Source organism: Halomonas sp. ISL-56, from assembly GCF_018612805.1.
GTDB lineage: Bacteria > Pseudomonadota > Gammaproteobacteria > Pseudomonadales > Halomonadaceae > Vreelandella.
In genome coordinates, this window is the sequence record NZ_JAGGRO010000004.1 from 226025 (window position 1) to 239463 (window position 13439).

11 protein-coding genes are annotated in these 13439 nt (G+C 58.2%); 10 read left to right on the forward strand and 1 reads right to left on the reverse strand.

The window, feature by feature from the left end; all coding sequences use genetic code 11:
• The first annotated feature begins 35 nt into the window (after positions 1–35).
• Both J7J49_RS03220 and rapA read left to right on the forward strand, forming a co-directional pair.
• Complete coding sequence (locus J7J49_RS03220) at positions 36–839, forward strand: TlpA disulfide reductase family protein (RefSeq protein WP_215090086.1); 804 nt, start codon at positions 36–38, stop codon at positions 837–839.
• A gap of 113 nt (positions 840–952) precedes the next feature.
• Positions 953–3898, forward strand: a complete 2946-nt coding sequence (rapA, locus tag J7J49_RS03225) for an RNA polymerase-associated protein RapA (protein WP_215090088.1) — start codon at positions 953–955, stop codon at positions 3896–3898.
• A gap of 11 nt (positions 3899–3909) precedes the next feature.
• Here rapA and J7J49_RS03230 read toward each other — a convergent pair whose 3' ends face one another.
• Positions 3910–4812 carry a TIGR01777 family oxidoreductase gene (locus tag J7J49_RS03230; protein WP_215090090.1) on the reverse strand — a complete coding sequence of 301 codons (903 nt, stop codon included), beginning with the start codon at positions 4810–4812 and terminating at the stop codon, positions 3910–3912.
• Between the two features lie 184 nt (positions 4813–4996).
• On the opposite strand from J7J49_RS03230, the gene J7J49_RS03235 reads away from it, so the two are divergent.
• The 8 genes from J7J49_RS03235 (at position 4997) to J7J49_RS03270 (ending at position 13439) form a co-directional block, all read left to right on the forward strand.
• The gene (locus tag J7J49_RS03235) at positions 4997–6055 is read left to right on the forward strand and encodes an NAD(P)/FAD-dependent oxidoreductase (RefSeq protein WP_215090092.1); all 1059 of its coding nucleotides are present in this window, start codon (positions 4997–4999) and stop codon (positions 6053–6055) included.
• A 206-nt stretch (positions 6056–6261) separates the two neighbouring features.
• The gene (locus J7J49_RS03240) at positions 6262–7182 is read left to right on the forward strand and encodes a MerR family transcriptional regulator (protein WP_215090261.1); all 921 of its coding nucleotides are present in this window, start codon (positions 6262–6264) and stop codon (positions 7180–7182) included.
• 100 nt (positions 7183–7282) lie between these two features.
• Positions 7283–8695 carry a deoxyribodipyrimidine photo-lyase gene (gene phrB, locus J7J49_RS03245; RefSeq protein ID WP_215090263.1) on the forward strand — a complete coding sequence of 471 codons (1413 nt, stop codon included), beginning with the start codon at positions 7283–7285 and terminating at the stop codon, positions 8693–8695.
• Between the two features lie 39 nt (positions 8696–8734).
• A complete protein-coding gene (locus J7J49_RS03250; protein ID WP_215090094.1) occupies positions 8735–9166 on the forward strand; it encodes a nuclear transport factor 2 family protein in 432 nt (143 codons plus the stop codon).
• A gap of 61 nt (positions 9167–9227) precedes the next feature.
• On the forward strand, positions 9228–10013 hold the full coding sequence (locus J7J49_RS03255; protein WP_215090096.1) for an SDR family NAD(P)-dependent oxidoreductase: 786 nt from the start codon (positions 9228–9230) through the stop codon (positions 10011–10013).
• Positions 10010–11377, forward strand: coding sequence for an NAD(P)/FAD-dependent oxidoreductase (locus tag J7J49_RS03260; protein WP_215090098.1), 1368 nt, complete (start codon positions 10010–10012; stop codon positions 11375–11377). Before J7J49_RS03255 ends, J7J49_RS03260 begins: the two co-directional genes overlap by 4 nt.
• Complete coding sequence (locus tag J7J49_RS03265; RefSeq protein WP_251048110.1) at positions 11377–12174, forward strand: DUF1365 domain-containing protein; 798 nt, start codon at positions 11377–11379, stop codon at positions 12172–12174. Before J7J49_RS03260 ends, J7J49_RS03265 begins: the two co-directional genes overlap by 1 nt.
• Positions 12171–13439: a class I SAM-dependent methyltransferase gene (locus J7J49_RS03270; protein WP_215090100.1), complete on the forward strand. Its 1269-nt coding sequence runs from the start codon at positions 12171–12173 to the stop codon at positions 13437–13439. The genes J7J49_RS03265 and J7J49_RS03270 overlap by 4 nt, the downstream gene beginning before the upstream one ends.

Genomic DNA, 13439 nt, shown 5'->3' on the forward strand with positions numbered 1-13439 from the left:
CTAAAACCCAAGTTAAAAACCTGAATTGGAACGCCATGAACGCCATTGCTCTCGGCCCGCTACTGATTTCGCTACCCCGCCTTTACGCCGTTGGCTGCGCGCTGCTACTGCTGCTCTGCGCTCGGTTTTTATTAGGGCTGCCACGCCCGGCTCAACAGCGCTGGTTTACCGGGCTTATTATTATTTGGTTAGTCGGCGCTCGGGTGGGCCATATTGTGCTCAATCTGGAGAGCTATAGCGCCGCCCCGCTGGAAGCGCTCAAGGTCTGGCAACCGGGCTACCACGGCCTATGGGGAATGGCCGCTGGCTTGGTATGGACGGGCTGGGCGCTGCGCGCACGACTGTTAGCCATGGGCGGCGCAATGGCGCTGCTAATAGCCGCCTCCAGCCTGTGGCTGGTGCTGGTCACGTTGGCCCCGCTGGGCAATGACTTTGCTGTGGACGCTCTGCCAGACGTCACTTTAGAAGATATTGAGGGTAACCAAGTAGCGCTGACATCGCTCACCGAAAGCGGAGACCTAATTATCGTAAACCTGTGGGCCACCTGGTGCCCGCCCTGCCTGCGCGAAATGCCCCTGCTGGAAGAAGCCGCCCAGCGCGACGGCGTCAGCGTGGTGGTCGCCAACCAGGGCGAGGATCTGCTACCCATGGTGCGCTATTTGGATGAGCAGCAGCTTGAGTTCCGTTATGCCCTGCGTGACCCCAGCCAGCAGCTTATGGCGCTTTTTCAAGCACCTGGGCTACCCACCACCGTGCTGTTCGACGGCCAGGGCAACACCCTGGATGTCCATGTTGGCGAGCTTACTCGCGCCCATCTGGATCGCTGGTTAAAAGATTGATGCCGATACACCTTAATCCCCCCGCTGCTTTGCGTTAGAATCCCCCGCCCTGTTGCCGCCGGTGCTCCCCTCCGGCGGCAGACGACCCGTTTTGCAGACTCCTCCGAGGCATCATGAGCGATTTTTCTCCCGGCCAACGCTGGATTAGCGACGGCGAAGCTGAGCTTGGGCTCGGCACCGTGCTTAACTGCGACGCCCGTAGCGTTACCATCTTGTTCAGTGCCAGCCAGGAAACCCGTACCTACAATACCCGCCAGGCCCCGCTTACCCGCGTTATGTTCGGCAGTGGCGACCGCGTGCTGTCAGCCGACGGCTGGCAGATCGTCGTCGATGACAGCAAAGAGTCCGGCGGCCTGATCACCTATATCGGTGAAGACAAAGAGGGCAATCTGCGCGAACTGCCCGAGGCCAAACTCGCCGACACCATGCAGTTCGATCAGGCCCGCGACCGCCTGCTGACCGGCCAGGTCGATCGCAACGACTGGTTTGATTTGCGCTTTCGAACCCTGCACCACTATCAGCGTATAGAGCAGCACAACGCGCTGGGCTTCTCTGGGCCGCGCATCGACCTAATCCCGCACCAGCTCTACATTGCCAATGAAGTCGCCAACCGCCATGCGCCCCGCGTGCTGCTGGCGGATGAAGTCGGCCTGGGTAAAACCATCGAAGCCGGGCTGATTCTGCACCGCCTACTTCTCAATGGCCGCGTGGAGCGGGCGCTGATTCTGGTACCCGACAGCCTCACCCACCAGTGGCTGGTCGAACTGCTGCGGCGCTTCTCACTCAACGTCTCGCTACTGGATGAAACCCAGAGCCAGGCCCACGGCAGTGAAAACCCCTTTGAGAGTGCCCAGTTGGTGCTGGCGAGCCAGGGCTGGCTATTTGCCAACCCCCAGCGTCAAGAGCAGGCGCTGGCCAGCCAGTTCGACCTGCTGATTGTGGACGAAGCACACCACCTCGACTGGAGCGAAGAGGGCAGCGGCCCCGGCTACCGCTGTGTCGAACAACTCTCGGCGGTGATTCCCGGCCTGCTGCTGCTCACCGCCACCCCCGAGCAGATGGGCATTAAGAGCCACTTTGCCCGCCTGCGGCTGCTGGATGGCGAGCGCTACCACGACCTGGAACGCTTTAAAGCCGAAGAGAGTCACTACACCGAGGTGGCCCGCGCCATTGATGCCCTGGAGGCGCTGCCCGGCAACCCGGATGCTCGCGGCCACGTTTCTGCCATTGCTGATGACCGCGACAGCCAAGCGCTGTTGGCCATCCTGTGTAACGAAGAAGCCGACAAAACGCAGCAAGACGCCGCGCGCGCTCAGCTCAGTGAAGCGTTGCTTGATCGCCACGGCACCGGGCGGGTGATGTTCCGCAATAGCCGCCGCCACGTAGGCGGCTTCCCGGAACGGCGTCTAAACCTCGCGCCGTTAGCGCTACCCTCGGCCTACCGCCGGGTGGTGCGCCGCCTGGAGCGCGACGACGACTACCTCGACGAGCTGCTTATCGAGACCGGCATGGATCACCCCGATGTGCTGATCTATCCTGATGCGGCCTACCGCGAGCTCAGCAATGATCCGCTCAACGGCGAAGACTGGTGGCACATCGACCCGCGGGTAAACTGGCTGTTGGAAAAGCTTAGCGACGACAGCGAGAGCGGTTTTGCCAACGAAAAAGTGCTGGTGATTGCCCACCACCGGGAAACCGCCGAAGGCCTTGCCGAAGGGCTGCGGGTGCTGGGCGGCTACCACGCGCCGGTGTTCCACGAAGACCTCTCGCTGATCGAGCGTGACCGCGCGGCGGCGGCCTTTGCCGATGAAGACGAAGGCGTACAGGTACTGGTGTGCTCGGAAATTGGCTCGGAGGGGCGCAACTTCCAGTTCTGCCGCCACCTGGTGATGTTCGATATGCCCCAGCACCCGGATCAGCTCGAACAGCGCATCGGCCGCCTGGATCGCATCGGCCAGCGCCACGCCATTGAGCTGCATATCCCCACCTTTGAAGGCAGCCCCGGCGAGCGTCTGCTGCGCTGGTACCACGAAGGTATGGATGCGTTCAGCGCCCCCCACGGGGTCGGCAACGACCTGTTTGATGCCTTTGGCGACGCCCTGGCTGACGCCCTGCTGGATGACGAGGCTCTTGAAGAGATCATCGCCGAAACCCGTACCATGTTTAGCGCCAAGCTGGCGGAACACGATGCGGGCCGCAACCGGCTGCTGGAGCTCAACGCCTGCCGTCCCGCTCGCGCTCAACAGGTGATCGATGCGGTGCGCGAACTCGATGAAGACGCCGCCCTGCCACGCTACCTGGAACGGGCGCTGGACATCTTCGGCGTGGATAGCCAGGAGATTGGCAAGGGCTTAATGCACCTGCAGCCCAGCCAACATATGCTCGATGGCCTGCCCGGCCTGGTCAAAGGCGAAGAGGGCTTTACCGCCACCTACAGCCGCGCCCAGGCGCTGGCCCGTGACGACGTCCAACGGCTCTCCTGGGAGCACCCGCTGCTGCGCGAGATGATGGGCCGCGTGCTGGATGGCACCATGGGCAATTCGGCGCTGGCCCTGCTGCGTCACGACGCCATTCCCAGCGGCCGTTTGATGGCCGAACTGGTGTTCCGCACCCACTGCCCAGCGCCCAAGAAACTGCACCTTAACCGCTTCTTGCCGCCTACCGCCGTGCGAATTTTGCTGGATGAATCGGGCGCCAACCTGACCAGCAAGATCTCCTTCACCGGCTTGGGCAAGAACCTGCAAAAGGTGAATAAATCACTGGCCCGGGATTTGATCAAAAGCCGCCACGACCAGCTGCGTGAGTTGCTCACTCAAGGTGAGGGCGAGGCCGAGCGCCAGCTGCCCAGCATTGTCGAAAACGCCGAAGCGCGCATGCGCGCCCAGCTGGATGCCGAGATTGCCCGCTTAACGGCACTTGCCGAGCACAACCCAGCGGTACGCAGTGCAGAAATCGACGCCTTGAAAGATGAACGCAAGGGGCTCAGCGAAGCGATTGAGAACACCCGCCTGCGGCTTGATTCCGTGCGGGTGATTATCACCGTTGATGCTGACCGCTAAGCTATTGTTGCTTAAAGTATGGCCTCAAGCGCCTTGTCGAGGGTGGGGTATTGGAAGCTGAATCCTGCCTCTTCCAGGCGCGCGGGGCGCATATCGGCCCCGGTCAGCAGTAGCCGCGACATTTCCCCGAAGCCCGCTTTTAAAACAAAAGCGGGTACTGGGAAAATGGCCGGACGATTGAGGTGGCTGGCCAAGGTTTTGCTAAAAGTGGCATTGGTCACCGGATGCGGGGCGCTGCCATTGAAGGCACCGCTCAACCCCTCTTGATCAATAAGAAACAGGATCGCCGCGACTAAATCGTCGCGGTGAATCCATGGCATAAACTGCTCCCCACTGCCAAAACGGCCACCTAACCCTAGCTTAAACGGTGGCAGCATCTTCTCCAGGCTACCACCGCCCGCCTCCAGCACCAGCCCAATGCGCACAATCGCCAACCGCACGCCCATGGCCTCAATCGGTCGGGCAGCTGCCTCCCACTGTTTGCACAAACGATGAGCGAACTCGTCGTTGGGCATTGTCTCCTCGCTCACCACCCGCTTACCCTGATCGCCGTAGTAACCCATCGCTGACCCCGAGACCATCACCTTGGGCAAAGGTTGACCGTTAGCTTTCAACTGCTCGCAAAGCGCCACCAACTGCTCAGTCGCCGCGACCCGGGAGTTAATCAGCTTGGCTTTCTGCTCATCGCTCCAGCGCTTGGCGGCAATCGGCTCACCGGCCAAGTTAACCAGGGCATCCGGCGGCGACTCAATAAACGCCTGGGCGCTATCACGAATGTCGCAATTGCTCGGCAAACGATCCCGCACCTGGTGCGGCGAGCGGGAAACCACCTGCACCTCGTGGCCTAATTCGACTAACTGCCGACACAGCCGCTGGCCGACAAAACCACTGCCTCCGGTGATTAATACGCGCATGGGGGTTTGCTCCTAGTTAGGTGACATCGTTTAGGTGACATCGTTGAAAGCCTTCATGGCGACGCGAACAGCATCGCAGCTTAATCAATAAAATGATGACTAAATTGTACGGCATTTATACACAACTGCTACAATGCGCTTATATAACACTTAATTCGACCTTTATTACCCGCCGCGAGGGTTCATGGCCAAACCGCTACCGCCGCTTTCCGCCCATCACTCGATCGCTATCATCGGCGCAGGCATCGCAGGACTTGCCTGCGGGCAGGTACTGGCCAGAAGCGGCGCCAGCGTTACCCTATTCGATAAAGCCCGCGGCCCCGGCGGCCGTATGTCGAGTAAACGCAGGCCCAATGCGACGCTTGATTTAGGCGCCCAGGCATTCAGCGTGCGCGATGCGGATTTTCAACGCGCCGTTGATGGGTGGATAGCCGCAGGCTGCCTAGCCGCCTGGCCGACATGTACTTATCAGGCTAGTTCACGCGGCTGGCAGGCGCACGATGATGGCCAAAAACGCTACACTGGCACCCCCAGAATGAGCGCTTTGACGCGGCATATGGCGGATGCGTTAACGGCCCTACCCAATACCGAGCTGTATACCGGCACGCCCATCGCGGCGCTTGAGCCCTCAACCAACGGTTGGCTGCTACTAGCGGCTGACGGGTCGCGCCACGGGCCTTATGGCCAGGTCGTTATTAGCGCCCCGCCGCCTCAGGCTCACCCGCTGGTCAAGCCTTGGGACGACGCTTTAGCGGTGGCGTGCCAGTCCCTCGAACAGCGGGCCTGCTGGGCGGGCTGGGCGATTTTTGACGGGCCGCTTCCGGCAATATCCGGTGTTGACCCGCAATGGCAGATGGCCCGTCTAGCCGATCCTGCCCTTAATATCGTATCGCGCAATCAAACCAAACCTGGCCGCGAAGCGCAGCCTGAAAGCATTAGTTTGCTAGCCCAACTTGATTGGAGCGAGGCCCATTTAGAGCAGCCTGCAGACGTCGTGGCTGAGCAACTTTTAAGCGCATTTAAACGCGTTTTGCCTTCTTCAGCAGTGTTGCCCCCATTAATTGAAATAGGCGCGCACCGCTGGCGCTATGCGCAACCGTCAACCCGTAGCGAACATGATTACTTATACAGTGCGAACGGGCTAGCGCTTTGCGGCGACAGCTTTCGCGACGGCCGAATTGAAGATGCCTGGCTATCCGGCCAGCGTTTAGGAGAGGCACTAATAGGTCGGTCGGTTCAATAAGCACGGAGCTTAAATGATTAAGAAGGATTCTTATAAAGGTTGTACCGGGTAGCGACAAGTTGTACAAATGGGCATACAGTATCGTGCTAATGTTTAGTTTTTAAATCAGGCAATCTTTAAATGGAACATGAATCACCTTGGCCGCGGCGAACAACGTCAGCTCCCTGCAGCGCCGCGCTGCAGCTAACGAAGAGGTACTGGCGCCCATGAGTCTTAAGGCGACCCACCCACCTGATACGCCACTCTATCCGATACGCGAGGTGTCTCGCTTAACAGGGGTGAATTCGGTCACGCTGCGCGCCTGGGAAAGACGCTACGGGCTCATTCGCCCCCAGCGCACGCCAAAAGGTCACCGTCTATACGCCCAGGACGACATCACCCGCATCGAACGCATTCTGCAGTGGCTCAATCGTGGTGTGCCGGTCAGTCAAGTCGCCGACTTGCTTGACCAGCCAGAAACAATTGAGACGCCGACGCCGGATGCTGGTGATTGGGCGAGCCAGCGCCAGCAGTTGCAGGCCATTATCGAAGCCTTGGATCTTGCCAAACTGGAGGCGTTTTATCACCAGAGCTTGGCCCTCTACCCACTAAGCATTGCTATCAACGAGCTCTGGCAGCCGGTTATCTTAACCTTAGAGGCCAAGTGGGCTGTTCAGGCAGATCAGCTAGTTCGCCGCACCTTGGAAGCGTTTCTACGCAGCCAGGTAGGCATTCGTTTGCACTATGCCAACCAGGCTACTCGGGGCCCGCTGATTCTGCTCAACGCCATGCCCGATGATCCCGGCCCGTTGTGGGTGCTGATGTCGGCGCTGATGGCCAGCGAACAGGGCTATCGGGTGCAGATGCTTGACCACTCGCTGCCGCTGGAGGATCTCCCCCAGGCCGTGGCGCGTCTGCACTCATCGATGGTGCTGCTCTCTAGCGGTCAGCGGGAAAGCGATAGCTATATTAACCAAGCGCTGCCTAAGGCGGCCGAGATGCTTAATGTACCCATCGGCGTATGCGGTGAGGTGGCGCGTCTGCGCGAAAGCGACCTGCGCGATGGCCCGGTACATATGCTGGGCGATGATTTGCCTCAGGCCATTGCCCGTTTGCGCCCGCTTTTACGCGAGTCAGGCGTACTCTAGCCAGCGCGCTTTCATACTGGCCGTTCACCCTCCGGTGGCCGGCCATTTTTTTGTGTCGCAGGAGCCCTTTATGACAGGAGAGCCTATGACGGGAGAGTCTATGAAACGTCAGTTGATATGGCTGCGCAGTGACCTGCGTATTGACGACAACAGCGCCCTCGCCGCCGCCGCGGCTAAGGGCCCTGTGATAGCGGTGTTTTTGCGTAGTATTCCCCAGTGGCAAGAGCATGGCCACGGCGCTAATAAGCTGGACTTCTGGGCACGCGGCGTTGCGGCCGTAAAAGTGGCGCTCAACGGCTTGAATATCCCGCTACTGCACCGCGATATTGAACGCTATGACCAGGCGCCCGAGGTGCTGCTCGACATCGCCCGTGAATACGCCGTTGAACAGTTGCACTTTAACTATGAGTACGCGCTCAATGAGCGCCACCGCGACCAGGCGGTGCAGAACGCCTTTACACAGGCCGGTATTGCCGCCCATGGTTACCACGACGCCGTAGCGTTTGCCCCTGGCAGCCTGCTAACCGGCAAAGGCGACTACTACGGGGTGTTTACACCATTTTCCAAAGCGTGGCATAGGCAGGTCAGTGCTGAACAACTAGCACTGCGTGATACCCCCAGTGTGCAAGCAGCGCTGGATATTAACAGCGATCCGCTGCCCGAATTACCCCAACTTGATAGCCCCCCTACCGATGGGCGGCTGTGGCCTGCCGGTGAAAGTGCCGCGGCAGATAACCTTGCCCGCTTTCTGCGCTTTCGTGGCCGCCACTACAACGCCCAGCGCGACCTACCCAAAGTACGCGGCACCAGCGAACTGTCGCCCTACCTGGCACTAGGCATGATCTCCTATCGCCAGTGTCTGCAAGCGGTGATGGCTGAGAATGGCGGCCATTTGGCCGATGGTGATATCGGCCTCTCCACCTGGGTCAACGAACTGGTGTGGCGGGAGTTTTATCAGCACGTAGCGGTTGGCTTTCCCCAAGTGTGTCGCTACCAACCCTTTCAGGAACACACTAAGCAGTTAGCCTGGCGCGACGATGACGAAGGCTTCCAAGCCTGGTGCGAGGGGCGCACGGGTTACCCGATTGTCGATGCCGCTATGCGCCAGCTAATGACGACAGGCTGGATGCACAACCGACTGCGCATGATCACAGCGATGTTTTTAAGCAAGCACCTGCTAATTGATTGGCGGCGCGGCGAGGCTTTCTTTATGCAACATTTGGTAGACGGTGAATTCTGCGCCAATAACGGCGGCTGGCAGTGGGCAGCCTCAACGGGTACCGATGCTGCCCCTTACTTTCGCATTTTCAACCCTACCACTCAGTCCTCGCGCTTTGACGCTGAGGGTGAGTTTATTGCCCATTGGCTTCCTGAACTTGCCGAGCTGCCCGCCAAGGCGCGCCATGCACCGCCACAAGATCTACTCACCGATATTAATTACCCGGCCCCCATTGTCGACCACAAAGCGGCACGCCAGCGCGCCTTAGAAGCGTTTAAATCACTGTCTAAATAAAGCGACTGCATGACCGCATAAAGTAAAGGAGACCCGTCCATGGCTGAGCCTGCGGCGCTGGAGGCGTTCTGTGCCTTTTTCAACAAACTAGACAATACCTGTACAGAAAAACTATACGAGGTATATACTGAGGATGTTGTTTTTAGCGATCCGCTGCATAAGATTGAAGGCCGCGAGGCGCTAGAGCGTTATTTTTTAAGCATGTATGAAAATGTTAAGCAGTGCCAATTTAGCTACCACACTCGCCAGCTGCAGAATAATCAGGCATTTGTTACCTGGACGATGGTATTTGTGCATCCAAAGTTGGCTGGCGGCCGTACCATAGAAGTAGAGGGATGTAGTGCATTGACGTTTAGCGAAGATGGGAGAGTAATGCGCCATCGCGACTACTTTGATGCGGGTGCCATGCTCTACGAACATTTGCCGTTAATGGGCAGCGTCATTCGCTGGTTAAAGAAACGCCTGGCCTAGGGTCTTTTGTCGGCTCTGTGTGCTGGTCAGGTGCAACATGAAGGGCTTGAGGAGAGGCTTGATGAGCACATGGAAAACGCCCCAACGCATCTGGTTAACCGGTGCCACGTCCGGCATTGGAGAAGCACTTGCGCGTAAGCTCATCGCCCAAGGCCATCAGGTAGTGCTTAGCGCACGCAACGCTGAGGCACTCGAAGCGCTGTGCCAGGGCCACCCCAACGCTCACCCTCTCCCGTTGGATATTAGTGACCGCCAAGCAGTGATCAAGGCGGGAGACTCACTTCGCGAGCTTTTAGGAGCGTTAGATTTGGCGCTATTTAACGCGGGTACCTGCGAATATCTTAACGCCCAGCAGTTCGATATGGATTTAGTCGAGCGGGTTTTTAAACCTAATCTATTCGGCACGCTGTACGGCGTTGAAGCCGCCCTACCACTGTTACGTGCAGCGCGCAAAGAGGGGCTGCCTGCCCGGTTAGCCGCCACCTCAAGCGCCTCGGCCTACTTACCACTCCCCAGGGCGGAAGCCTATGGGGCGTCTAAAGCGGCCGTTAGCTACTTCTTAGAATCCCTGCGTTTGGATTTAGACCAAGAAGGGATCGACGTCAGCCTGATTCATCCCGGCTTTGTGAAAACGCCGCTCACTGAGCGTAACGACTTTCCTATGCCCATGCAGGTCACCGCCGAGCAAGCGGCGGATGCCATTATTGCAGGCCTAGTAAAAGGAAGATTGGATATCCATTTCCCCCGCGGCTTTACCTACCTGGTCAAATTGCTGGGTATTTTGCCACCCGTTTTACGTCGTCAGGTGGGGTTGCGCATGACACGTGCCCAGAAGGCGTCATCATGAGTGCCCCGCTATCAATAAACGCTGGGGCCTCGCAACGTATTGCGATTGTCGGCAGTGGGATCAGCGGCATGGCCGCTGGCTGGTACCTCTCTGCCCAGCATGAAGTCACACTATTTGAAGCGGACTCACGCCTAGGTGGCCATACCGCCACCATGGATGTGAACGTTGAAGGGCGGCCTTACGCGATTGATACCGGCTTTATTGTCTTTAACGACTGGACCTACCCGCACTTTCAGCGCCTGATGGCCACCTTGGGCGTCGCCTCACAAGCCACCGAAATGAGTTTCTCGGTACATGAAACGGCGCGGGATTTTGAGTATAACGGACATACGCTAGGCTCGCTTTTTGCCCAGCGACGCAATCTGATCAATCCCTCATTTTATCGCCTGTTAAGCGATATCCTGCGCTTTAATAAACAAGCTACAAAAGCGCTTGAGAGCGAGCAACTGCCCACCCACATGACGTTGGGGGAGTATCTCGACCAACATCACTACAATCGTGACTTTCAGCAGCGCTACTTACTGCCTATGGGGGCCGCCATTTGGTCGGCAAGCATTAGCGATCTCCGCGCCTTCCCGCTGGCGTTTTTTGTGCGTTTTTTCCGTAATCATGGCCTGCTATCAGTCAACCACCGCCCTCAGTGGTACACCCTGGTGGGTGGCTCAAAGAGCTATATTCCCAGCCTAACAGCGCCCTACGCATCGCGTATTCAGCTCAATTCGCCGGTCACCCGGATTACCCGTGACAGCACCGGCGTTGATATCACTACGTCCTCTGGCTCCCAACGCTTTGACCAGGTGGTGCTCGCCTGCCACGCAGACCAGGCACTGGCCATGCTGGGCGATGCCAGCAGCGCCGAGCAGGAAATTCTTGGCGCCATGCCCTACCAGGACAACGAGGTGGTGCTGCATACCGACACCGCCCTGCTACCGCGCCGTAAGCGCGCCTGGGCGAGTTGGAATTATCGTCTTGATCAACGCGATAGCGAAGCACGGGTATCGGTCACTTATGATATGAATATCCTGCAGCGGATAGACAGTGATACCACGTTTTGCGTCACCCTAAACGACAGCGCCAGCATTGACCCCAGCAAGGTGCTCGGCCGCTATACCTACGCCCACCCGCAGTTCACTTTGGCAGGTCAAGCGGCCCAGGCGCGCCACGCCGACATTTCGTCGACAGCCCATCGTACCCACTATTGCGGCGCCTATTGGCGAAATGGCTTCCATGAAGACGGCGTGTGGAGCGCGCTGCGGGTAGCCCAGGCACTGGGCTGTGACGAAGCGGCCCCGCCGCCTGAGCAACCTTCCACGCTGCCTGCCCATGAACTGCTAACGCCCCAGAGCGTTGAGGGGTTGGGGTGATGACGGGAATGATGACGGAGACCACCGCTGGAATAACCGCCTGGCCGCGTTCACGTATCTACCGCGGCACCCTGCGCCACCGCCGATTTACGCCTAAATCCCACAGCTTTAGTTATCAGCTATGGATGGCTTGGCTGGATCTGGACGAATTGCCCGACCTGTTCGACAAGGTGCCCGGTTTTAGTGCCCGACGGCCTGCATTGGCGCGTTTTCGTCGCGAAGACTACTTGGGCCCGGTTGACCGACCGCTGAAAACCGCCGTGCGCGAAGAACTTATTCGTCAATTGGGCAGCGCCCCCAATGGCCGCATTTGCGTACTGACTCAACTACGCACGCTGGGCTGCATGTTTAACCCTATTTCCGTCTATTACGCCTACGACCACCTGGGGCGACTATCAGCCGTATTGAGTGAAGTTACCAACATGCCCTGGCGTGAACGCACCCGCTACGCCAGCGCGGTGGATCCTTCACGCCATAGTCACCAGGCGCATTTCGCTAAAGATCTCCACGTCTCGCCGTTTAACCCAATGGCGATGACCTACCGCTGGAAGTTTAATGCTCCCGGTGAAAAGCTCTTTTTGCATATGGAGAACTGGCAGGATCAGCAGTGCCATTTTGATGCGACGTTAACCCTTGACGCCTCGCCCGCCACCCGCGGGGCGTTGATAAAAACCTTGGCTCGCCAGCCATGGATGAGTCTAAAAACCATTGCGGGTATTCATTTTGAAGCGCTTCGCCTGTGGCTTAAGCGCGTCCCCGTTTATAACCACCCTAAGCGCAAGGAGACTTCAAAGTGACGACCCTGCGTTCCACGCCCCCTAACCTTCAACAGGTTTCCCAAGACCGCTTAACCAAGTGGCTAAAGCCACGACTGATGGCCCAGCTGGACGCCTTTCATGGCGGCCGCATCACCCTGATTGAGGGCAACCAGTGCCATCATTTAGGCCAGCAAGGCCCACTGCAAGTGACCGTGGTGATACGCCACTCCCGCGCCTGGAAACGTCTTGCCTTTGGTGGCACCGTGGGGGCTGCCGAATCGTATATGGACGGCGACTGGGACGCCGATGACCTGGTCGCCCTGGTGCGCCTGTTCGCCGTTAATCTTGAGCAGGTGAATACTAAGATGGAGAACGGCAGCGCCCGCTTTGCTCGTTGGTTACTGGGTGCCGCCTACCGCTTTCAGCGCAATAGCCTGAGCGGCTCGAAACGCAATATTGCCGCCCACTACGATATCGGTAACGACCTGTTTTCGACGTTTTTAGATCGCCACCACTGGATGTATTCAAGCGCCGTTTTCCCTTATCCGGAAGCCAGTTTGGAAGAGGCCTCCACCTATAAACTCGATTTGATGCTGGAAAAGCTCGACGTGCAGCCTGAGCACCATCTGTTAGAGATTGGCACCGGCTGGGGTGGGCTGGCAATTCATGCCGCCAAAACCCGCGGCTGCCGTGTCACCACCACGACCATTTCAGATGAACAGCATGCCCATACCGCTCAGCGCATCAAGGAAGAAGGCTTAGAAGATAAAATTACCCTGCTGAAGCAGGATTACCGTGAATTGACCGGCCAGTATGACCGGCTTATTTCGGTTGAGATGATTGAAGCGGTGGGGCATCAGTATCTCGATACCTACCTCAATAAACTGGATAGCCTGCTGAACGACAATGGGCAGGCCATGCTCCAAGCCATCACGATTCGCGACCAGCGCTTTGAAGAGGCTAAACGCGATATGGATTTTATCAAGCGCTACATTTTTCCAGGCGGCTTTCTGCCCTCGCACCACGCCATGTTAACCAGCGTGATGCGAAAAACGTCGCTGAACGTGGTCGCCCTGGATGAAATTGGCCCGCATTACGCGCGTACGTTACGCGAATGGCGCCACCGTTTTGAAGCCAGTTTGGAGCAGGTGCGAACGCTGGGCTACGACGAACGCTTTATCCGCATGTGGCGCTACTATCTGTGCTACTGCGAGGGCGGCTTTATCGAGCGCTCCATTGGCACCTGCCACTTACTGCTGGCTAAGCCGGCGGCGAAACCCATTCCGCTCACCGGCGCGCTCTAG

Coding starts and splice junctions, on each gene's coding strand:
- J7J49_RS03220 (WP_215090086.1), top strand. CDS start 36: ATGAACGCCATTGCTCTCGGCCCGCTACTGATTTCGCTACCCCGCCTT.
- rapA (WP_215090088.1), top strand. CDS start 953: ATGAGCGATTTTTCTCCCGGCCAACGCTGGATTAGCGACGGCGAAGCT.
- J7J49_RS03230 (WP_215090090.1), bottom strand. CDS start 4,812: ATGCGCGTATTAATCACCGGAGGCAGTGGTTTTGTCGGCCAGCGGCTG.
- J7J49_RS03235 (WP_215090092.1), top strand. CDS start 4,997: ATGGCCAAACCGCTACCGCCGCTTTCCGCCCATCACTCGATCGCTATC.
- J7J49_RS03240 (WP_215090261.1), top strand. CDS start 6,262: ATGAGTCTTAAGGCGACCCACCCACCTGATACGCCACTCTATCCGATA.
- phrB (WP_215090263.1), top strand. CDS start 7,283: ATGAAACGTCAGTTGATATGGCTGCGCAGTGACCTGCGTATTGACGAC.
- J7J49_RS03250 (WP_215090094.1), top strand. CDS start 8,735: ATGGCTGAGCCTGCGGCGCTGGAGGCGTTCTGTGCCTTTTTCAACAAA.
- J7J49_RS03255 (WP_215090096.1), top strand. CDS start 9,228: ATGAGCACATGGAAAACGCCCCAACGCATCTGGTTAACCGGTGCCACG.
- J7J49_RS03260 (WP_215090098.1), top strand. CDS start 10,010: ATGAGTGCCCCGCTATCAATAAACGCTGGGGCCTCGCAACGTATTGCG.
- J7J49_RS03265 (WP_251048110.1), top strand. CDS start 11,377: ATGACGGGAATGATGACGGAGACCACCGCTGGAATAACCGCCTGGCCG.